Origin of the sequence: Flagellimonas algarum (assembly GCF_040513375.1) — a bacterium.
Classification (GTDB): Bacteria; Bacteroidota; Bacteroidia; order Flavobacteriales; family Flavobacteriaceae; genus Flagellimonas_B; species Flagellimonas_B algarum.
This window is the reverse complement of record NZ_JBEVTG010000002.1, coordinates 437845-460447: the sequence shown is the minus strand read 5'-3', so window position 1 is coordinate 460447 and position 22603 is coordinate 437845. Positions and strand designations below refer to the sequence as shown.

The window sequence follows — 22603 nt, the reverse complement described above, 5'->3', positions numbered from 1 at the left end:
TTTAGATGATGCGGCAAACTACGACCACATATTTTCCACAAATCGAGGCGATTCGAGATGCCGCCCAGACCATAGGGCAGGTCGCGAAAGAAACCCCGCTGACTGAAAGTATTCGGTATTCAAAGCGGTATGGGGCCAATGTCTTGTTGAAAAGGGAAGATTTGCATCGTGTTCGTAGTTATAAGATAAGAGGGGCCTACAACAAGATCAGTTCTTTGTCGAAAGCGCAACTCGAAAAAGGCATCGTTTGTGCCAGTGCCGGAAACCACGCCCAAGGGGTAGCATTCGCATGTAATCATCTTGGAGTGCACGGAACGGTGTACATGCCGGTGGTTACCCCCAAGCAGAAAGTTGACCAGACCAAGATGTTCGGCGGCCAATGGGTCGAAGTGGTTTTGGCAGGAGATACCTTCGATGCCAGTTATACAGCCGCAAAAAGAGCCTGTGATGATGAAGGAAAGACCTTTGTGCATCCCTTCGACGACCCCAAAACCATTGAAGGACAGGGTACCGTAGGATTGGAGCTGTTGGAACAAACCGAAAAGCCGATCGATTATGTTTTCGTCGCCGTGGGTGGCGGCGGATTGGCATCCGGTCTTTGCGCGGCCTTCCATCATCTATCACCCCATACCAAAATCGTAGGGGTCGAACCTGCCGGTGCGCCTTCGATGAAGTCCGCAATGGAAAAAGGTGCCTTGGTCGAACTCCCTGAAATCGACAAATTCATTGATGGGGCAGCGGTCCAAAAAGTGGGTGCTTATACCTTCCCGATCTGTAATGCCCATTTACACCAAATGGTCACGGTCGAAGAAGGTAAGGTCTGTCAAACGATTTTGGATCTTTACAATCGTGATGCCATTGTAGTCGAACCAGCCGGAGCGCTGACGATCAGCGCATTGGATGCGTTTAGTGAAGAAATCAAAGGCAAGAACGTGGTGTGCATTGTGAGCGGAAGCAACAACGACATCACCCGTACCGCCGAAATCAAGGAGCGGGCATTGCTCTATGGAAAATTAAAACACTATTTCATCATCAGATTTCCGCAACGTCCAGGGGCTTTGAAGGAGTTCGTGGCCGAAATATTGGGTCCTGATGATGACATTACCCATTTTGAATACTCAAAAAAATCAAGTCGGGAGAATGCCCCGGCCGTCGTTGGGATCGAATTGAAATCCCCAACCGACCTCGAACCTTTGATACAAAGGATGAAAGCCAGGCACTTTTACGGCGATTACTTGAATGATAAACCCGATTTGTTCCAATACCTGATTTAAAGGAGTAGCAGCGAAACGGTGCTTAGGAGCGAACCATGAAAAAGAACACCATGAAAACCATTCCACAAGAATTCGCGATAACCGAACCTTACCATCAAAAAAGTTATTTGATCGACGGGGAGCTCCTCCAATGGGACGGCCCGACCTCTGAGGTGATTTCGACCATTTCCTCGACCGAAGATTACCAACAAACCGTATTGGGCAGCATCCCTACCATGGGAGAGAAAGAAGCCCTGTTGGCCCTTGATGCCGCTTGTGGCGCCTTTGATAAAGGACAAGGTACCTGGCCGACCATGAAGGTCAAGGATCGTATCGAGTGTATGGAGGCCTTCGTTGGTAAAATGAAGACCAAGCGCGATGAAGTGGTCAAATTGTTGATGTGGGAAATCGGAAAATCCTTACCCGACTCACGCAAAGAATTCGATCGTACCGTCGATTATATCAACGATACCATTGAAGAGTATAAGAAATTGGATCGTGATTCGGCCAAATTCCATAAACATGATGGGGTGTATGCCCACATCCGAAGGGGACCTTTAGGGGTTGTGCTTTGTCTGGGCCCTTACAATTATCCCTTGAACGAAACGTTCACGCTCCTGATCCCGGCCTTGATTATGGGCAATACTGCTATTTTCAAGCCTGCCAAACATGGGGTGTTGTTGATCGCCCCGCTATTGGAAGCGTTCCAAAGCAGCTTTCCCAAAGGCGTGGTCAATATTTTATTCGGTAGGGGAAGGGCCATTGCGGGACCTATTATGAAAACCGGGAAAATCGATGTGTTGGCCTTGATCGGCCACAGTTCGTCGGCCAATGCCTTAGTTGAGCAACACCCTAAGAGCAACCGATTGCGCCAGGTTTTGGGCTTGGAAGCTAAAAACCCGGCCATCATCCTGCCCGATGCCGATTTGGATCTGACCGTAAAGGAATGTATTTCAGGGACCCTGTCGTATGATGGTCAACGATGTACCGCATTAAAGATCCTCTATGTGCATGAAGCGATAAAAGACGAGTTCCTGTCTCGTTTTTCTAAGGCGGTCGATGCGATGAAATTCGGGAATCCTTGGGACGAAGGCGTGCAATTGACACCGCTGCCCGAACCCGGTAAACCTGCATATATCCAAGGGTTGATCGATGATGCCCTGGCCAAAGGAGGTGTTATCCAAAACGAAAAAGGAGGGGAGCATTCGGATAACTTTATTTGGCCTGCCGTGATCTATCCGGTTTCCAAAGACATGGATGTTTATGAAGAGGAACAGTTCGGACCGGTCATCCCGGTGGTTTCCTTCTCTGACATATCAAGCCCTCTGGATGATATGGCCGAAAGCAATTATGGTCAGCAGGTGAGTCTTTTCGGAAAGGATGTCTACACTTTGTCGCCGTTGATCGATACCTTGGCCAATCTGGTCTGTAGGGTGAATTTGAACAGCAGCTGTCAACGTGGACCGGATGTCTATCCGTTTACCGGACGTAAAGATTCGGCCCAATCGACCCTTAGTGTCCATGACGCATTGCGCTCCTTTAGTATTCGGACTTTCGTCGCGTTCAAAGACAACGATTTGAACAATGAAACGGTCGAACAGTTGCTGGATGCCAAGGTGAGCAATTTCCTGAGTACGGATTATATTTTGTAAGCGGGATAAGCCGCCGAGCGAAGCGCACTATCTTTAACATATCATAATCTACTTTAACAGTACGCTAACTTCATGTGTAATAAGTTGTTAATACTTTGGTTCGACAACCAGTTTATTCATTAACAATAAAAAACGAACTCATGAAAAAAAGCTACTTGAGCGTAGTGCTTTGTGCACTATGCCTATCCGTGCTGGGTACTAGTTCCGCATTCGGACAACTCGATTTACCCAGAGGGAGCCAGATGGCCAAAGTTTCACAACGCATCGGGATCACCGACCTGACCATAGTCTATTCCAGACCTAGTGTCAACGGCCGTGAAATATGGGGTGCCTTGGTACCTTACGGGATGAACAATTTTGGATTCGGCACCGCTGAACTTTCCCCATGGCGCGCAGGGGCCAATGAAAACACCATTTTCAAGACCACCCATGATGTCATGGTAGAAGGCAAAAAACTGCCTGCGGGCAAATACGGGCTGCATATGATCATTAATGAGGACGGTAGTGCCAAAGTGATTTTTTCAAAGAACTACGGGGCTTGGGGCAGTTATTTTTACGAGCCTTCGGAAGATGTCATCCAAGTGGATGTCACTACGACCGAAACCCCCCATGTCGAACAACTACGCTATGAATTCAATGCCATTGATGCCACTTCAGGGGTCGCTTCCTTAAAATGGGAGAAGAAGGAGATCCCGTTTAAGATAGAAGTGCCGGTCAGTGAAATCGTTTTGGCCGATATCCGTTCCAAAATGCAAAACCAACCCGGGTTCAATCGACAAACCTGGGAGCAAGCCGCGAACTTTGCCTTGAACAACGGCGGCGATCTTGATGAAGCCTTGGGGTGGATCAATGCGGCCATTGAAGGTCAATTTTTTAGTGAGAAGAATTTCAACAATATGGCCATCAAGGCCCAGATTTTGGCCAAACAAGGAAAAGGGGGCGATGCCGAACAAGTCATGGAAGAGGCCATGCCGCTCGGAACGGTCTTTCAAGTGCATGGCTATGGCAGGCAGCTTATCGCGCAAGGTCAAACTGATAAGGCTTTGGAGGTTTTTGAATGGAACGCCAAAAAGAACAAAGGACAATGGCCGGTACATTATGGGCTGGCACGGGCGTATTCAGCAAAAGGAGATCACAAATCGACCGTAAAACACTTAAAATTGGCGCTGAAGAACGCACCGGCCCAAGCCAATAGGGATCGGGTTCAAGCGAATCTCGATAAGGCCGAAAAAGGGGAAGCGATCAATTGATCCATCCTGCCTGTGGATTGAAAACGCCTGGCACGTAGTCGGGCGTTTTTTTTAACTGATATATCCCCATAGCATGTTGTCTTTGGTCAATAGGGCATAGGTTTGTCGGATGGTTTGGTTTGATGCCTTTTCGAGCTTTGGATCTTCTCTTAATAGGGCTATGGCATGGTGTCGGGCGGTTTTCAGGATTTGATTGTCCTTAACGATATCAGCGATACGTAAATTCAAAAGACCACTTTGTTGGGTTCCCATCAAATCTCCCGGACCGCGTAATTTCAGATCGACCTCGGCAATTTCGAACCCATCGTTCGTACGACACATGGTTTCCAAACGGGTTTTGGCATCCTCCGATAATTTGTGTCCGGTCATCAAGACGCAAAAACTCTGTTCCGCACCACGACCCACACGGCCACGAAGTTGGTGCAATTGCGAAAGTCCGAAGCGTTCGGCACTTTCGATGATCATCACCGAGGCATTAGGAATGTTCACCCCCACCTCGATGACCGTTGTTGCGACCATGATTTGCGTATCGCCGTTCACAAAGCGCTCCATCTCATAGTCTTTGTCTTGGGGCTTCATTTGCCCATGAACAATGGAAATCTGGAATTCGGGCATCGGGAATTCGCGCGCGATGCTTTCGTATCCGTCCATCAAATCCTTATAATCCAAGGCCTCGCTTTCCTTGATCAAGGGGTAGACGACATAGACTTGCCGGCCTTTTTTGATTTCGTCCTTGATAAATCGAAATACCTTCAATCGGTTGTTGTCAAAACGATGCACCGTTTTGACCGGCTTACGCCCGGGAGGCAGCTCGTCAATGACCGAAACGTCAAGATCGCCATAGAGGCTCATCGCTAGCGTCCTTGGGATCGGCGTGGCGGTCATCACGAGGATATGGGGCGGAATCCGGTTCTTCTTCCAAAGTTTCGACCGTTGTGCCACCCCGAAACGATGTTGCTCATCGATGATGGCCAGGCCTAAGTTCTTGAATTGCACCTTTTCTTCGAGAACGGCGTGGGTGGCTACCAAGATATCCAGGTTGCCGTTTTCCAATTGGTTGTGTAGAAACGTCCGTTCCGATTTCTTGGTCGAGCCCGTCAACAGGGCCATTTTCAGGTTCATGTCGATCAAAAGTTCCTTGAGGCCATGGTAATGCTGTTGGGCCAGAATTTCCGTCGGGGCCATGATACAGGCTTGAAATCCGTTATCGATGGCCAGAAGCATGCACATGAGGGCGACGATGGTCTTGCCCGAGCCAACATCACCCTGTAGCAAACGGTTCATTTGTGCGGCACTGCCTAAATCACCCCGTATTTCTTTGATGACCCTTTTCTGGGCCTGCGTCAACGAAAAAGGAAGGTGGTCTTTGAAGAATCCGTTGAAATGTTCACCCACGATTTGAAAGGGCAAACCTTTGATTTTTTGCTTACGGGCCGCTTTTTTCGATAGGAGCTGCAATTGTACGAAAAACAACTCCTCGAATTTGAGACGGAATTTCGCTTTGGCCAGTAATTCTTGGTTTTTTGGGAAATGGATGTTCAACAAGGCGTCGGCACGGTGCATCAATTTCAGGTCGTCCTGCAACTGGGTATTGAGGGTCTCCGGAAAGTCGGCCTTGGTCTCCAAGAACAACTGTTGGATCATTTTACTGAATACTTTGTTGGTGATGCCCGAGTTGCCCAATTTTTCCGTGGAAGGATAGATCGGTTGCATGGCGATTTTTAGCCCGGCTTGGTGCTGTTTTAACAACTCCATATCGGGATGCGGCATCGAAAACGACTTTCCATATCGGTTAATGCGGCCGAAAACCACATAGGGCTCGTTGATCTTTAGGTTTTCACGGATCCATTTTTGCCCTCGAAACCAAACCAGTTCCATTTCCCCCGTTTCATCGGCAAAGGTAGCGACCAAGCGTGATCCCCTTTTCTGCTCGACGGTTTTTAGATGGATGATCTTCCCTAAGATCTGTACTTCGGCACCACTGTTTTGTAAGCTGTTGATCTTGTAGTACTGGGTCTTGTCCAAATAACGGTTCGGGTAGCACTGTAACAAATCCCCAAAAGTTTGGAGTCCCAGTTCTGATTGGAGGAGGGCGGCCCTATTGGGCCCCACACCTTTCAGATAGACTAAGGGAGTTTGGAGAATTCCAGCTTGCATCTAACGAAAATAGCTAAATTGGTGTGACTTTTGTTGTGGTATGACTATGAGGCGAGTGCTTCCCTTTTTTATTTTTTGCTTCCAGTGGGTTTTTCCGCAATTCCAGAATTCCGTCGATGCGACGAGGTTGCATGCCCAAATACGGGTCTTGGGCGCTCAGAAAACCATTCAAGGCCAGGTTACTTATGATTTTGACGTTACTGCGCCGGTAGATTCCATTGTATTCGATGCGATAGCTATGGATATCGAAGGGGTCAGCAATGGAACCCAACCCTTGGAATTCAAGAACACGGGCAAGCAGTTGATCCTTGCCAACCCGTTCGCAAGCGGCGGGTACTCGATAACCATTTCGTACCGGGCCGTTCCAAAAAAAACGGTCTATTTCATCGGTTTTGACGATGCTATCGAAGGAAACGAGCAAATATGGACCCAAGGCCAAGGAAAATATACCAGCAATTGGCTGCCCTCCTTCGATAATATGAACGAGAAGGTCGAACACGATTTGACCATTATCACAGCATCGAACAACACCGTAGTGGCCAATGGAAAATTGGTGGAGACCCAACGACTGGGGGATTCTGGGGAAGTATCTTGGAAGTTTGATATGAAGGCCCCGATGAGCAACTATTTGGCAGCCTTCGTTATTGGTGGGTTAAGCAAGAAAACAGTGCATTCGGCTTCAGGCATCCCGATTGAGCTGTACTACCATCCGGATGACAGTGCGAAATTCGAGCCTACCTACCGGTATACCCAACGCATTTTCGATTTTCTCGAAGCGGAAATCGGAGTAGCCTACCCTTGGCAGAATTACAAACAGGTGCCCGTTAGGGATTTTCTTTATGCGGGCATGGAAAATACGGGATGTACCATTTTTTCGAACCAATACGTAATCGATAGCACGGCCTTTGTCGATAAGAACTATGTCAATGTGAACGCCCATGAACTGGCCCATCAATGGTTCGGTAATTTGGTCACCGAGCAAAGCGGGAAACACCATTGGCTGCATGAAGGGTTCGCCACCTATTACGCTTATCTCGCAGAGCGCATGCTTTTCGGGGATGATCATTTCTATTGGCGTCTGTACGAAACCGCCAATACCCTCCACAATGTTTCTGAAAATGGGGGAGGGGAAGCCCTGACCGACCCCAATGCCAATAGCTTGACGTTTTATGAGAAGGGTGCCTGGGCCTTGGTCATGTTGCGGGACCGTCTGGGGGATGCCGATTTTAAAAAGGGAATTCGAAGGTTCTTGACCTCAAAAGCCTATGGCAATGCGACCATCGCTGATTTTTTGGAGGTCATGGAGTCGGTTTCGGGTAGTTCGTTGCAGTCGTTCGAAGGGCAATGGTTGCGCGACGATACGTTTCCTTGGCAGCCGGTCAAGGAATTGTTGATACGGAATAGCCCATCCCTAGCGGTGTACCTTAAGAATAAAGGGCAAGAGACCGATAAAAAAGATGCCACCCAAATGGGGCTGGATGCCTACTTCTTCGAGGAAAGTACGCCTGATCCCTATCGAAAACAAGTGGTTTTGGACCATGTAGATCGTTTCGATGAAGCGACGTTGAAACGGGTATTGTTGGAAAGCTCGCTCATCGTGAGACAGGCTGTGGTCATGGGTACACTGAAGCGATTGTCCCAAGGGCCCCAAAAGCTGTACGAGGGGCTTTTGGACGATGCCAGTTACCTCACTCAAGAAACCGCTTTGTACAAGCTTTGGGAGGCCTATCCTGATAGGCGCACGATCTATTTGGATCGTCTTGATAAGGTCAATGGGCTTCCGAACAACAATGTTCGCTTGTTGTGGTTGACCTTGGCTTTGGTCACACCCGACTACCGTCCTGAAAGCAAATCCCGATTTTATAAAGAGTTGAACGGCTATACCGCCGAACAATACAATTTTGAAACCCGGTTGACGGCTTTTAAATACTTATATCAATTGCAAGCAATAGATGACGGTTCTTTGGTCAATCTGGTCAAGGCCAGCGGCCACCATGTTTGGCAATTCAAAAAAATGGCCCGTATGCTATTAAGGGAATTCCGGGATTCCGACCAAGGAAGGGAACGCTTAGGGAATTTGGTAATGGATCCGCCCGAAGCGAAACTATTGCAACAAATATTGGACAAATGAAAGCATTGGTCATTTCAGGCGGTGGTAGTAAAGGCGCTTTTGCCGGCGGGGTCGCCCAGTACCTCATCGAAGGTTTGGGGCGCGACTACGACATCTTTGTCGGAACATCGACCGGAAGCCTGCTGATATCCCATTTGGCCTTAGGGAAGTTGGACAAGATCAAAAAGATCTATTCTTCGGTCAACCAAGAGAGTATCTTCAACAATTGCCCGTTTACGATAAAAAAGAAACACGGTTCCGATATTATCGGGATGAACCATTGGAACATTTTCAAAAACCTGATCAAAGGCAAAAAGACTTTCGGGGAAAGTGAAAACCTCCGCGATCTGATACGCCGCAGCATTACCGAAGCGGAATTCGAGCAATTGAAAAACAGCGCCAAAGATATCGTGGTGACCGTTTCCAACCTATCGTTGAACCAAGTCGAGTATAAATCGATCAACGAATGTAGCTATGCCGAATTCTGTGATTGGATTTGGATATCCTCGAATTACACCCCATTTATGAGCCTTGTGCGAAAGAACGGTTGCGAATATGCCGATGGTGGGTTGGGGAGTCTAGTGCCTATCGAAGAAGCCATACAACGGGGAGCGACCGAAGTCGATGTGGTAGTCTTGCATACCGAAGTGAGCTATTACAACCGCATGCCCTCTCGAAACCCGTTCGAATTGATCACGACTATGATCGGGTTCATCCTTGATCGGATCGAACATCAGAACATCAGGGTCGGTAAGTTGGTGGCCAACCAAAAGGACGCCATCATCAACCTGTACTATACCCCGACCATCTTGACCACGAACTCCTTGATATTCGATAAGGAAAAAATGACCCGCTGGTGGAAACGGGGCTATCTGTATGCCAAGAACAAAAATGCGGAAAGCATGCCGATACAGCCCGAAATACAAGAATAGGGGACGCTACCGGTAGCGGATTACCACAGTTCGGATATCTCTTTTTTGACAAAGGCCAAAGCCGTTGCCGATGGCGATTGTTTTTCCATCGTTTCGTTGAGGATATCTTCCCGTAATTTATCGGCGGAATCGGATTCGCTCATCCCAGCCGAACGAATTAGCTGTATGGTCGCACTTTTGGCGGCCTTGATGATATTCCAACACTCATCACTCATATAGATTTGTTGTGATAGGTTGTGTTCGAATTCGGTTTCGATCTGCTTGATCAACAGGTTTTCGTAATCGTTCTTGTTTTTTGATTTGGGCGCAACGCGAACCACGAGACTCGCTACGGAAATACGCTCCAAGAACAAGGCCATTCGTTCATAGGCCTGAAGGCGGATGGGTAAGGTTTCCTTTTGGGAATCTTTGTGCAGTAAGAACCTGCGTCTCCCTTCTTCGTTTCGGGTATGTAATCTGAAAAAATAAAATGCCACTGCCCCCGTGACGACCGCGGGCAATAAAAAGGCGAATAGTTGAAGGATGTCATCTCCGCTCATGCTGGGTCAGTTTGTTTTTGATGAAACTACAACGGAAGATTTCACCAAAAAGTATGGTCATTGACTCTTAAGGGTCTTTTTCGCCTCGCTGTAGAAGGCTTTGTAGTCCGGACCAAGACGAATGGCGATGCCTTCTTTGAAATTCCCATCCTTCGCGACCAGTTTCAAACGGGCCACCGGTACGGCATGGTTTTTCCAAAGCGCGTTGCCGATCGCTTGCGCCTGATTGAACGAAACTTCGAACTCTCCGGTGATGTTCAACCCTTCAATGGTGACACTGCGGTCGGGATTCATCAAAATGATCTGCGCAACGTTCGCCAACCAGTCGTTGGCGCTTTCCATAACCACCGTTCCCGTATCTGAACCAAAGAGAAAATCCAGTTTCTGGGTGATGACGATGGCGCCTCCGGCAATGGCTACCTGGGTGTCGGCCCCCAGTGTCTGTTTGGTCTGACCGACCAAAACCACGGCCAAAGAGTCATTTTTTGTAAAGCTATCGGTAAACTGACGCAGTTGTCGCTCTTTGGCATTCAAGCTTTCGAGGGCTTTGTTGACCGTTTCATTGTTTTGTTTCGAAATCTTCGAAAAACTGGTCAGGTTTTGCAGCAAGGTGGCATTTGCGTCACGGAGTTCCGTATTTTCCTTTTCGAACAGTTCCGCTTTTGATTCACTGGCATTGATTTGGCGGTTGGCTTTTGAAATGGAATCGTTCAAACTACCAATGGTCGCTTCGAGGGCATCGATCTTGGCGAAGAGTTCACTTTTCTTTTGTGCCTTTGCCACAGTCAATCCAGCCAATAGCACCAATACCACTAGAGTAATTTTTTTCATACGCTTTGCTCTTTGTTTCCCAAATACATACAATCGGCGATGGCCTTCATCCCTTCAAAAGGTACCCGACTTTTTTCATAACCATAGACCGCCTTGAGATCACTGCTCAAATAATCGTCGTCCACATTCACTTGAACGTCGTTCATGGTAAATTGGCAAGGATGTTCATATCCCGCGGCATGGGTCAATTCAACGAATTCCTTTCGAAAGGTCTTGAAATATTGTGCCAATCGTTCTGATTTCAAAGGTACGTCGATTCCTGCTTGTAACCACTTGCTTTGGGTCGCAATTCCGGCCGGGCATCGATTGGTATGGCATATTTGTGCTTGGATACAGCCGATTCCCATCATGGCCTCCCTTGCCACATTGATGCAATCGACCCCCATGGCAAAAGCCATGGCCGCTTTGGCCGGAAACCCCAGCTTTCCACTGCCTACGAAAACGATACGTTCGGTCAACCCGCGGTCTTGGAATATTTTGTACAGACTGCTAAAAGCATAGACCCACGGCAGCGAAACGTGATCGGCGAAGCTGGGAGGTGCGGCACCTGTACCGCCCTCACCGCCGTCAACGGTAATAAAGTCCGGGCCTTTGCCCGATTCCTTCATTTGATCGGCCAAGGATTCCCATTGATCCAGTTTTCCGATAGCCGCTTTGATACCCACGGGCAGCCCCGTGATCTCAGCGATGTCCTCAATAAACGCCAACAAGCCGGCAACATTTGAAAAGGCTGAATGTGTCGCTGGTGACAAGACGTCCTTACCTATTTCAACACCGCGGATCTGGGCGATTTCCTTGGTGATTTTGGCCCCGGGCAGCACACCTCCCTTGCCGGGTTTGGCCCCTTGTGACAATTTGATTTCAATAGCTTTGATACAGGGATTTGCCTCGACCAAGGCTTTCATTTTTTCCATGGAGAACCCACCTTCTTCCGACCGAACCCCAAAATAGCCGGTTCCGAAATGAAAGATGACATCACCGCCTTGTTTATGATAGGGGGAGAGTCCCCCTTCACCGGTATTGTGATAGGCATTTGATTTTTTGACACCAAGATTCAACGCTTCGACGGCATTGGCCGACAATGACCCAAAGCTCATGGCCGAGACATTGATGACCGAAGCGGGTCGGTAGGGCTTTCTTCGTTTGTTATGCCCACCCATGACCTTTGCACAGGGTAAAAAATAGGGGTCCTGACGATTCGGATGTCCTTCCGGGGTTTGAAAGGCCATCATGGCATTTTTCACGAAGATATGTTGATGCGCATAAATGTCACGATCTGTGCCGAAACCCTCATAATTGTTTTCCCTTTTGGCCGAGGCGTAGATCCAACTGCGTTCAATACGGTTGAACGGAAGCTCTTCACGGTTGTTGGCCACGAAATATTGCCGCATCTCGGGGCCGATGCTTTCCAATAAGTAACGCAGGTGCCCGATGATCGGAAAATTGTGGGTAATCGTATGGGCCCGTTGTAAAAAAATGTCGCGAATGGCGATGACGGCCAATCCCGAAATGACCCAAAGCCACCAAGGCAGGTTAGCCAGCGTTGCTATTAGTGTTTCCAAATTGTGAGCGATTTCGTTATTGTCCCATATTCAAATAGTCCAACGTCAAACCTGTCATGGCCTTGACCCCTAAGATCATTCCAGCATCATCGATTAGAAAATCCGGGGTATGATGTGGGAATGATTCGGTGTTGCCAGGGGTCATCCCTCCTAAAAAGAAGAAAAACCCAGGGACTTCACGCTGGAAATACGAGAAATCCTCAGCACCCGTTATGGCTTTTTGGGCGACGACATTCGGGGCACCCGCCACCCGTTTCAGGGTTGGCAACATTTGGGTGACCAATTCAGGGTCATTGTACGTAATATCGGTGGCGTCGATAATCTCGCAAGTCGCCTCACCACCATAGGCTTTCGCAATGGTCGCGACCATTTCCTTCATTCGTTTGTTGATATGATCTTTCATGCCGTAATCCAAGGTTCGGATGGTGCCGATCATTTCAGCACTTTCAGGAATGATATTGAACCGCACCCCGCTGGTGATCTTGCCCACGGTGATGACCGCTGCTTCATTGGTAAGGTTGGCTTCCCGACTGATGATGGTCTGCAGGCCATCGATGATCTTGGCACTGATCAAAATGGGATCGACCCCAGACCAAGGTTGGGATCCATGGCTTTGTTTGCCTTTGACTTTGATGGTAAAGCTCTGGGCGGCCGCCATGGTTCCCCCCATTTTGAAACGGATCATCCCTACTGGGGTCTGGGAGTTGATATGCAATCCGAAAATCGCATCGACATCGGGATTTTTCAATACGCCTTCCTTGACCATGAGTAGTGCCCCGCCTTCTTCACCAGGTGGAGGACCTTCCTCTGCCGGTTGGAAGATGAACTTGACCGTACCCTTGATGTGCGCTTTGTTCTTTGAAAGGACTTCGGCGACTCCCATCAGTATGGCCGTATGTGTATCATGGCCGCAGGCATGCATGACACCGACTTTTTGCCCTAAAAACTCAGAGGTCACGGTTGACTTGAAGGGCAGGTCGTTTCGTTCGGTGACCGGTAGGGCGTCGATATCGGCCCGTAAGGCCACGACTTTTCCGGGAAGGTCCCCTTTCAATACCCCGACGACCCCGGTATGGGCCACCCCGGTCTGCACTTCGATACCCAACGAACGCAAATGGTTCGCGATTTTTTCAGCGGTCTTGAATTCCCGATTGCTCAATTCGGGATGTTGGTGGATGTCGTGGCGCCATTCGATTACTTTGGGTTCGATGGCGTTGAAATCCGACTCCAGATTTACGGTTTGGCCGACTGCGCTGATCGCGATTAGGCCAAGAAGTAAGCTGTAACTGTTTTTCATGGGTCCTATTTTAAAATTTTATGAATCGATATCCTTCGTTTTGTAGGCTGATCAAAGCAGTCATTGCGGAAAGGGCCAATTGTACCCCCGGGATCAATTCGTCTTTCGGGTACCCTCGAGATAAAGAGGATTGCCCACAGAAAATGATATCCACATCGGCGGCCAACAATTGAGCGACCATTTCAGCATTCGGATTGCCGTGACCGAAACGCTTTTCGTAGGCCGCATCGGTAATGATATCCTTTGAGGCTTTGTTATGGACCACCAGGGCCACTTTCAATTGGGATTTCGGGATGCCGCTTTGTACATGCATGTTCAAAAAACGTGCGGCAGTCTCGATACTGCTGTTACGCACATTCGTGTTTTCAGGACTGGCCATGATATCAAAAACCACACGCAGCTCCGTGTCGGGAGCTATTCGGTAATCGATATCCTTCACCTCCCAAACCTTGCCATAATCGGCAATGACCGGACCGGAGCGTTTGGTTTGCCCTTGCAGGACAAGGGTTAAAAGAAGAAAGACAAGGGGTATATGATTTTTCATATGTCCTAAGGTATTTAAAATGGGGCAGATGACAAGATGCTGTTCAAAAGTATTGGTCAATGCATTTCAACAAGCCAGTAAGTTTAGCTAATTTCAACCCTTGTTTCCAATACACTTATGTCATACCTCGAAGAACTGAACGATGCCCAACGCCAACCGGTCTTGCACAAAGACGGCCCCTTAATGGTCATCGCCGGTGCCGGTTCCGGAAAAACAAGGGTGTTGACCTATCGCATTGCCCATTTAATGGATCAGGGTGTCGATTCGTTCAACATCTTGGCGTTGACCTTTACGAATAAGGCGGCACGGGAAATGAAGAAGCGTATCGCCACAATTGTGGGGAATTCCGAAGCGAAAAACCTTTGGATGGGGACCTTTCATTCGGTTTTTGCCAAACTGCTGCGTTACGATGGGGATAAATTGGGTTTTCCGAGCAATTTCACCATTTACGACACCCAGGATTCACAACGACTTATCGCTTCGATCATCAAGGAAATGGGGCTTGATAAGGATATTTATAAGTACAAACAGATCCAAAACCGCATATCCTCCTATAAAAACAGTTTGATCACGGTCAAGGCTTATTTTCAAAATCCTGAACTGGTCGAGGCCGATGCCATGGCCAAAAGACCGCGAATGGGAGAAATTTACCAGAATTATGTCGACCGATGTTTCAAGGCGGGGGCCATGGATTTTGACGATTTGCTGTTGCGTACCAATGAATTACTGAACCGTTTTCCTGATGTTCTTATGAAATACCAAGAGCGGTTCAAGTACATTTTGGTCGATGAGTACCAAGATACCAACCACTCGCAATACCTTATCGTAAGGGCCCTGGCAGATCGATATCAGAACATTTGTGTGGTCGGTGATGATGCGCAAAGTATCTATTCGTTTCGCGGTGCCAATATCAGCAACATCTTGAATTTCCAACGTGATTATGACGATGTGGCGGTCTATCGACTGGAACAAAACTACCGCTCGACCAAAAATATCGTCAATGCTGCCAATTCGATCATTGCCAAGAACAAGAACCAATTGGAAAAAGTGGTCTGGACTTCGAATGACGACGGCAACAAAATTAAAATACACCGAAGTCCGACCGATGCGGAAGAAGGGCGATATGTGGCCGGTTCGATCTTCGAGTTGAAGATGAACCAGCAGCTCCCGAACGGGGAATTCGCTGTCTTATACCGTACCAATTCGCAATCAAGGGCCATTGAAGACGCTTTGCGGAAACGAGACATCCCATATCGCATTTATGGGGGTCTTTCATTTTATCAGCGCAAGGAAATCAAGGATGTCTTGGCGTACCTACGTCTGACGATCAATACCAAGGATGAGGAGGCCCTGAAACGGATCATCAATTTCCCGGCACGGGGTATCGGCCAGACGACGGTCGATAAATTGCTTGTGGCCGCGAACCACTACGGTCGTTCCATCTTTGAGGTCATTGAACATTTGGACAAACTGGATCTGAAGATCAATTCGGGAACCAAATCGAAGTTGCACAATTTCGCGACCATGATCAAAAGCTTCCAGATTATGGAGCAAAGTGCCGATGCCTTTGCTTTGGCAGAGCACGTTGCCAAGAAGACCGGTCTGTTGTTGGAGTTCAAAAAGGACGGTACGCCTGAAGGTGTTGCGCGTATGGAAAATATCGAAGAACTATTGAACGGGATCAAAGACTTCGTCGAAGGGCAAAAAGAAGTGGCGGATGCTACTGGTAGCCTGACCGAGTTTTTGGAGGATGTGGCCCTTGCGACGGACATGGACAAAGAAGTGGGGGACGATGACCGCGTCGCCCTGATGACCATCCATTTGGCCAAGGGACTGGAATTTCCCTTCGTGTTCATTGTCGGGATGGAAGAAGATCTTTTTCCTTCGGCTATGAGTATGAATACCCGAAGTGAGTTGGAAGAAGAGCGACGTTTGTTCTATGTGGCCTTGACAAGGGCCGAAAAACAAGCGTACCTCACCTATACCCAAAACCGTTATCGTTGGGGCAAGCTTATCGATGCCGAACCGAGCCGGTTCTTAGAGGAAATCGATGAGGCTTTTGTAGAGAACCTAACCCCGGTCAATGATGGATATCGTTACAAATCGATGATCAATGATGCCATTTGGGGAGAGGTAGATAAGAGCAAACTGCGACAGGTAAAACCGCGTAGCGGAACACCGCCGGCTACGAACCGCCCCTCCGAAAACCAGTTGCGAAAACTACGGAAACTCAAACCCGAATTGGCGAACCCGTCTAGTACGAATACGGCAGTGGATGCGGGCCTGGTCGAAGGGAGCCTCGTTAACCACTCGCGTTTCGGTCGGGGCAAAGTATTGAAGATTGAGGGTAGGGGCCAAGACAAAAAAGCTGAAATCCAATTCGATTCAGGAGCCGTCAAAAAACTATTGTTACGATTTGCCAAACTTGAGGTGGTCGACTCCTAAGAAGCGAAAATCGCTTCTTTAGTCAGACTGGTTGGAACGGTAAAACTAAAATTACTGCCTTGTCCCTTAACCGACCTCACTTGGATCGCGCCCCCGTTCTTCGCGATGAAATCTTTACAGATGGAAAACCCGAGACCGGTTCCCTTTTCATTGTCCGTGCCCGTGGTCGTAAATCCTTCCCCTTTCGAAGCCAATAAACGTTTGATTTGATCCTTGGTCATGCCCACTCCTGTATCGCGAACGTTGATTTCCAGAAATTCCTGCTTTTCAAAGACGTCTACGCGGATCATATCACCGCTGGCCGTAAACTTCAAGGCATTCGAGAGTAAATTCCGGATAACGAAATCGATCATGTCCTTATCGGCATAGGCCCGGTGAACCGAGTTGTAGTTGAAAACCAATTCGATACCCTTCTTGGCAGCGTTTTCATTGAAAAGCTCGAAGTTCGCTTGGATCAGCTTGTTGATATCGAAGGCTTTTTTGACGATTTCTTGGTTCTTCATTTGTGATTTGGCCCAATTCAGAAGATTGTCCAAAAGCAATTCGAGGTTTTTTGAAGCGTCCGATAGGTACTTGATAAAGGTTTCCTTTTGGGCTTCGGGCAAATCTGCTTTTTTATTGCCTAAAACCTGGGCCAAAGAAACGATATTGGCGGTATGCCCACGCAGGTCATGCGAAATGATGGAAAAGAACTTGTCTTTCATGACCGATGCCTCTTTGATCTCGTCTTCCGATTCCTTAAGCTTGAGGTTCAAGGTGTTGAGTTCCCCGTTCTTCTTGTTCAAACTTTCGATTTGGGAACGGATTTTTTGGACCAGGCTGTTGTAGGTTTTGGTCAGTTGCTGCAGTTCACGAATTTGCAAAGGTGACTTCAGGCCGAAATCCCCACTGAAATCCTTTTCCGAAATAAAAGCCATATCATCGATCAACCGTTGGATGGGTTTAGCGATATGACCGGAAAAAACAAAGGCGAAAATCACGGCAAAAGCCGTCGTGATCATAAAGAATAAGATGAGGTACGATTTGACGCTTTCGGTCAACAAACGCAGGTCGCTATCAACGATTTCAAATAATTTTGATATCTCATTATCAATCTGACCGTTAATCAGATAGATGTCATTGATCAACCCAAAACTTTTATTCCCTAGCTCGTTTTCCAGAACCACGATACGATCGAAATTCCGTCGGTATGCGGTGAGGATGGCTATGGATGCCTCATTGGTTTCACGATCCAGGGCCATACGGTCCAAAATGCTATCGCATAACTGAACGACCTCTTGGGCATAGTCCATATCATCGCGAAGGAAAAAGTCTTTTTCACTTCGTCGGATGGAAAGGTTTTCTGCTAATGAAATGCCTTGGGCTTCAAATTCCAAACGTTGGATGTTATCACGCATCGCCCCTTCGACACCGAAATCTCGAAAACCCCGTTCACGACGGATGCCTAAAGCCCGAACGATGGCCGAATCCAATTGGTGGATGTGACCCTGCATATCCGACAAGCGCCTGGCCAATACCGCCTCCGACTCATGGTCGGTCGGATCGATCCTTGAGACGTTTGCCGCCGCCTTGGCAATGAACTCATGGTATTTTTTAATATTTTGTGTGGTACCAAACTGGTAAAAAGAGTCTATTTTGGTATCATTATCGAGAACCAGTGAAAAGGTGATGATCGAATTCAGTCGATTGGTGTTGAATTCAGCGAGCTGTTCCTTCAAGGTTTTGACCGAGTTGATTTTTCGTAACGAACGATACGAAAACAACAAAAGTGGGGTAATAAGCAAGCATAATGCTAAAAAGGCAAGTAAAATTCGACCTTTAATGCTTTTCATGGATAGAGTTTGGGCACAACAAGAACGATAGAAGAAAGATTTAATTGTAAAAAATGTAATAAAATTCTTATACATTTTTCATGGCACGATTGATCAAGATTTATGAAGAAAACCCGGACCCGAAGCGGATCATGGAGTGTGTAAACGTACTGCGTTCCGGGGGTTTGGTGATCTATCCTACCGATACGGTTTATGGTTTGGGCTGCGATATCACAAAATCGAGGGCGTTGGAGGCTATTGCGCGCATCAAGGGCATCAAGCTTGCCAAGGCCAATTGGTCGTTTATCTGTGCGGATCTCAGTAACCTATCCGACTATGTGCGACAGATCGATTCGACGACCTTCAAGGTATTGAAGAGGGCCTTACCCGGGCCATATACTTTTATCCTGCCCGGAAACTCGAAGCTTCCGAAGGACTTCAAAAAGAAAAAAACCGTAGGAATACGGGTACCCGACAATAGCATTGCGCAGGAATTGGTCTCCGCCCTGGGAAATCCGATCGTTTCGACCTCGATCCATGACGAGGATGATATCATCGAATACACTACGGATCCTGAATTGATACTCGAAAAGTGGGATCATTTGGTCGATGTAGTCATCGATGGTGGATATGGTGGTAATGTAGCCTCGACCGTAATCGACTTGTCCGGCGATAGCCCCACGGTCATTCGTGAAGGTAAGGGAGACCCCGATGTCATCTATTAAAAAAAGCGGCCCCTTTGGGAGACCGCTTTCCTTTGTATTCGTCTACGTTATTTTTTAATTTCCCGTACCGCCGATAGCTGGATCTTTCATCCCTTCTTCGATCATGTTGTAGAATTGATCGATTTTCGGTAGCACCACGATGCGTGTTCTTCTGTTCTTGGCGCGTTCTGAAGCCGTATCATTACTGGCCAATGGCACATAGAAGCTCCTTCCGGCGGCGGTCATACGCTTGGGATCCACCCCAAAATCGGACTGAAGGATCCTCACGATGGATGTGGCACGCTTGGCACTGAGGTCCCAGTTATCCAAAAGGACACCACTTGCGTAAGGGACGTTGTCAGTATGACCTTCGACCATGAAATCGAAGTCCGGTTTGTTGTTCACTACTTTGGCAACCTTGCCCAAGACTTCCTTGGCAGCCGAAGTAACGTTATAGCTACCACTTCGGAACAATAGTTTATCGGAAATAGAAACGAAGACCACACCTTTTTCTACACTGACTTCGATATCCTCATCATCCAAGTTGCCCAATACCCCTTTCAAACTTTGTACTAGGGCAAGGTTGACGGAATCACGTCTGGTAACGGCATCTTGAAGCCTGCGGATGGTCAGGTCTTTTTCTCGTAAGCTTTCCAATGATTTTTCAAGGTTTTCAGCACCTTTTGCGGTCAAGGTGGTCAAGTCACCCATGTTGTTGATCAACTCTTGGTTGTTCGCCTTCAAGAAGGCGTTCTGTTCTTCCAACGCGGTCATTTTGGAAGTAGCGGTCGCTTTTTCTTCCAGACAGGTGTTCAATTTCACCGTGGCCGAGTTCAACAAATCTTGGGTTTCTTGCTGCTTTGCTTCCAATTCGGCATACTTCTTCTGAGAGACGCATGAAGTAAGCAAAACTGCCATTCCGAGGGTTCCGAGTATAACTTTTTTCATAATGGTTTATTTAGATTATCTGCCGTTGCGAGTTCAAAATTATCGAAATTGCTAGGGATCGGCACTATGCCGCAGTTAATCTTTTACTAAATTGTTAAAATTCTTCACTTGATGTACGAAATGAGACCACACAATGGATTTCGTTCGGTAATATTTTAATAGAAAATTAGCTTTTTCCCTGCTTTTGTATAGCTTTCTAAAGTTAATGTAAAAAACCAAATGCGCCCGTAGAATGGCCAAACTGTGCATGGGTTTAAGTTGGAAAAGGAACCAAACGGCCGCGACCCCATCCAAGATCAATCGGTAAAAAATCAATTTGAAGGCGCTTCTTCTTGGCAGGTTTTTGGTAATCGAGTACAGCGAATTGCGAAAATTAAGATAGGTCTTATTCGGGTTTGAATTGCTTAAGGTAGATCCCCCCAAATGGTATACTTTGCTAAACCCGTTGTAAAAGACACTATACCCCTTGTTCTGGGCCCGCCAGCACAAATCGATTTCTTCTTGATGCGCAAAATACCGGGTGTCGAATCCACCCAAGTCCCAAAAGACCTTTGTTCTAATGAACATACAAGCGCCGGTCGCCCAAAAGACTTCAGTGATATCGTCATACTGCCCGAGGTCTTCTTCAAGGACCTGAAAGATCCTACCCCTGCAAAACGGATAGCCCAATTTATCGAGAAAACCACCTCCGGCCCCGGCATACTCAAAGTGACCGGTTTTCTTTAAATCCAGGATTTTGGGTTGGACAATGGCCGTTTTCGAATCCGTTTCGAACTGCGATACGATCGGTGTCAACCACCCTTCACTCACTTTTACATCCGAATTCAGCAGACAGAACACATCGGCTTTTATCTTTCGGAGCCCGGCATTATAACCGCCGGCGAACCCAAGATTGCCGGTATTCTCGATACAGCTTACCTGTGGAAAACGGGTGCGTACCAGTTCAACCGAGCCGTCGGTCGAGGCATTATCAATGACATAGAGGGATGCGTTGGGGCTGTGGGCGATGACCTCAGGAAGATAGGCCTTCAACAGCTCGACACCGTTCCAATTCAATATGACGATCGCAACTTCCAAAACGGGAGCAAATTAACGGCTAAATTCAGGAACTTCCTCTAGAAAATCATATTTTTCCCGAACCCGGTCCATTTTGCACTGCACGTGTTGCAGGCCATTGGTAACCATCAAGAGTTCGGCTTCCAGTTCCAGGTTGTAGATGGCGATTTGATCGAAAACCTCTTGGGTAATGCTGACCTTTGGCGCTTTGCATTCCACCAATAAGAAAATAGTGCCATCAGAACGGTAGACGATGATGTCATACCGCTTTCGGAGCCCATTGACCAACAATTGTTTTTCGACATTGATCAAGCTTAATGGGTACCCTTTGGTTTCGGAAAGGTAACGCACCGCATGCTGCCGCACCCATTCTTCGGGTTGCAGTGCCACGAACTTTTTCCGGATCACATCGAAAATCAAGGGACCTTTTTCGGTATTTTTGATCCGAAACCGATACGAAGGAAAATTCAAGGGTCGCATACGCAAAAATGCGTATTCTTTTTGAAATGGATCAACTCAAGAAAATAACCGATGATATTCGAAACAAGGCATTCGCCCCAGTCTATTTCCTTATGGGGGACGAGCCTTATTTTATCGATAAGATCACCGATTTCATCGCCGCCCATGTCCTGACCGAAGCCGAACGGGGGTTCAATCAACTAACCCTTTATGGGAAGGATACCAGTATCGATGAGATCGTTTCGAATGCCAAACGATATCCGATGATGGCAGCACATCAAGTGGTCATCGTCAAGGAAGCGCAACACCTGTCGAGGACCATCGAGCAACTGACCGCCTATTGCGAACAACCCCAACCGACTACCTTGCTGGTCGTCTGCTACAAATACAAGAAACTCGATAAACGTAAAAAGCTATACAAAGCGGTTTCAAAAAACGGGCTGTTGTTCGAGAGCAAAAAATTGTACGAGAACCAGGTTGCCGATTGGATTCGCAGGAACCTGTCAGGTAAAGGCTATGGTTTGGAACCCAAGGCCGGGATGCTGCTGGTCGAGTTTTTGGGCACGGATCTCGGCAGGATCAATAACGAACTTGAAAAGTTGTTTTTGATCATTGACAAAGGGGCCACCATAACGGCCGACTTGATCGAAAAGCATATCGGATTCAGTAAGGACTTCAACAATTTTGAACTGAAGAAGGCCATTGGTGAGCGCGATATGACCAAGGCGTCACGCATCATTGATTACTTCGCCCAAAACCCCAAAGACAACCCCTTCGTGGTCACCGTAAGTACCTTGAACAATTTTTTCATCCAACTCTTGCAGTATCACGGTCTAAACGATAAATCATCCAAAACGGTGGCCAAAACGCTGGGTGTGAACCCGTTCTTTGTGAAGGAATACCAAGTGGCATCCCAAAATTACCCGATGAAGCGGGTCAGTGGCATAATCCACGCCCTCCGGGTCTTGGATTTAAAAGGGAAGGGGGTCGGCGCACAAAATATGTCACAAGCCGACCTGCTTAAAGAACTCCTCGTAGCCGTTTCTTAAGGAA

General features: G+C 47.7%; 18 protein-coding genes. 8 read left to right on the top strand and 10 right to left on the bottom strand.

The genetic code is table 11. From position 1 onward, the window contains the following. Positions 1-8 precede the first annotated feature (8 nt). From ilvA to ABV409_RS09280, 3 genes are all read left to right on the top strand, one after another. Entirely contained in the window at positions 9-1274 is a 1266-nt protein-coding gene (gene ilvA, locus ABV409_RS09290; RefSeq protein WP_353878161.1) for a threonine ammonia-lyase IlvA, read from the top strand. Between the two features lie 35 nt (positions 1275-1309). Then, a complete protein-coding gene (locus tag ABV409_RS09285; RefSeq protein ID WP_353877308.1) occupies positions 1310-2905 on the top strand; it encodes an NADP-dependent glyceraldehyde-3-phosphate dehydrogenase in 1596 nt (531 codons plus the stop codon). Between the two features lie 140 nt (positions 2906-3045). After that, positions 3046-4155, top strand: coding sequence for a DUF2911 domain-containing protein (locus ABV409_RS09280; protein ID WP_353877307.1), 1110 nt, complete (start codon positions 3046-3048; stop codon positions 4153-4155). Positions 4156-4206: 51 nt separating this feature from the next. On the opposite strand, the gene recG is transcribed toward ABV409_RS09280, so the two are convergent. Then, complete coding sequence (gene recG / locus ABV409_RS09275) at positions 4207-6312, bottom strand: ATP-dependent DNA helicase RecG (RefSeq protein WP_353877306.1); 2106 nt, start codon at positions 6310-6312, stop codon at positions 4207-4209. 148 nt (positions 6313-6460) lie between these two features. On the opposite strand from recG, the gene ABV409_RS09270 reads away from it, so the two are divergent. Next, positions 6461-8443, top strand: coding sequence for a M1 family metallopeptidase (locus ABV409_RS09270; RefSeq protein ID WP_353877305.1), 1983 nt, complete (start codon positions 6461-6463; stop codon positions 8441-8443). Beyond that, positions 8440-9354 (top strand): patatin-like phospholipase family protein, encoded by a 915-nt coding sequence (locus ABV409_RS09265; RefSeq protein ID WP_353877304.1) that lies wholly within the window; start codon positions 8440-8442, stop codon positions 9352-9354. Before ABV409_RS09270 ends, ABV409_RS09265 begins: the two co-directional genes overlap by 4 nt. Positions 9355-9374: 20 nt before the next feature. Here ABV409_RS09265 and ABV409_RS09260 read toward each other — a convergent pair whose 3' ends face one another. The 5 genes from ABV409_RS09260 to ABV409_RS09240 are packed head-to-tail and all read right to left on the bottom strand — an operon-like array spanning position 9375 to position 14127. Beyond that, entirely contained in the window at positions 9375-9893 is a 519-nt protein-coding gene (locus ABV409_RS09260; RefSeq protein ID WP_353877303.1) for a DUF7935 family protein, read from the bottom strand. A 57-nt stretch (positions 9894-9950) separates the two neighbouring features. Next, entirely contained in the window at positions 9951-10724 is a 774-nt protein-coding gene (locus tag ABV409_RS09255) for a hypothetical protein (protein WP_353877302.1), read from the bottom strand. Continuing rightward, on the bottom strand, positions 10721-12286 hold the full coding sequence (locus tag ABV409_RS09250; protein WP_353877301.1) for an FMN-binding glutamate synthase family protein: 1566 nt from the start codon (positions 12284-12286) through the stop codon (positions 10721-10723). The genes ABV409_RS09255 and ABV409_RS09250 overlap by 4 nt, the downstream gene beginning before the upstream one ends. A 16-nt stretch (positions 12287-12302) precedes the next feature. Further along, the gene (locus ABV409_RS09245) at positions 12303-13583 is read right to left on the bottom strand and encodes an amidohydrolase (protein ID WP_353877300.1); all 1281 of its coding nucleotides are present in this window, start codon (positions 13581-13583) and stop codon (positions 12303-12305) included. A gap of 10 nt (positions 13584-13593) precedes the next feature. After that, positions 13594-14127: a DsrE family protein gene (locus ABV409_RS09240; RefSeq protein WP_353877299.1), complete on the bottom strand. Its 534-nt coding sequence runs from the start codon at positions 14125-14127 to the stop codon at positions 13594-13596. 117 nt (positions 14128-14244) lie between these two features. Between ABV409_RS09240 and ABV409_RS09235 the strand changes: the two genes are divergently transcribed. Continuing rightward, positions 14245-16572 carry an ATP-dependent helicase gene (locus ABV409_RS09235; RefSeq protein WP_353877298.1) on the top strand — a complete coding sequence of 776 codons (2328 nt, stop codon included), beginning with the start codon at positions 14245-14247 and terminating at the stop codon, positions 16570-16572. Here the strand turns inward: ABV409_RS09235 and ABV409_RS09230 are convergent. Then, positions 16569-18404 carry a sensor histidine kinase gene (locus ABV409_RS09230; protein ID WP_353877297.1) on the bottom strand — a complete coding sequence of 612 codons (1836 nt, stop codon included), beginning with the start codon at positions 18402-18404 and terminating at the stop codon, positions 16569-16571. The two genes, ABV409_RS09235 and ABV409_RS09230, sit on opposite strands and share 4 nt — an antisense overlap. A gap of 80 nt (positions 18405-18484) precedes the next feature. Between ABV409_RS09230 and ABV409_RS09225 the strand changes: the two genes are divergently transcribed. Next, complete coding sequence (locus ABV409_RS09225; protein ID WP_353877296.1) at positions 18485-19108, top strand: L-threonylcarbamoyladenylate synthase; 624 nt, start codon at positions 18485-18487, stop codon at positions 19106-19108. 54 nt (positions 19109-19162) lie between these two features. On the opposite strand, the gene ABV409_RS09220 is transcribed toward ABV409_RS09225, so the two are convergent. The 3 genes from ABV409_RS09220 to ABV409_RS09210 all read right to left on the bottom strand — a co-directional run bounded on the left by ABV409_RS09220 (position 19163) and on the right by ABV409_RS09210 (position 21571). Continuing rightward, positions 19163-20035 carry an OmpA/MotB family protein gene (locus tag ABV409_RS09220; RefSeq protein ID WP_353877295.1) on the bottom strand — a complete coding sequence of 291 codons (873 nt, stop codon included), beginning with the start codon at positions 20033-20035 and terminating at the stop codon, positions 19163-19165. A gap of 75 nt (positions 20036-20110) precedes the next feature. After that, a complete protein-coding gene (locus ABV409_RS09215) occupies positions 20111-21112 on the bottom strand; it encodes a glycosyltransferase family 2 protein (protein WP_353877294.1) in 1002 nt (333 codons plus the stop codon). Positions 21113-21124: 12 nt separating this feature from the next. Then, positions 21125-21571: a type I restriction enzyme HsdR N-terminal domain-containing protein gene (locus ABV409_RS09210; RefSeq protein ID WP_353877293.1), complete on the bottom strand. Its 447-nt coding sequence runs from the start codon at positions 21569-21571 to the stop codon at positions 21125-21127. Positions 21572-21597: 26 nt separating this feature from the next. On the opposite strand from ABV409_RS09210, the gene holA reads away from it, so the two are divergent. Continuing rightward, the gene (holA, locus tag ABV409_RS09205; protein ID WP_353877292.1) at positions 21598-22599 is read left to right on the top strand and encodes a DNA polymerase III subunit delta; all 1002 of its coding nucleotides are present in this window, start codon (positions 21598-21600) and stop codon (positions 22597-22599) included. Positions 22600-22603: the final 4 nt, after the last annotated feature.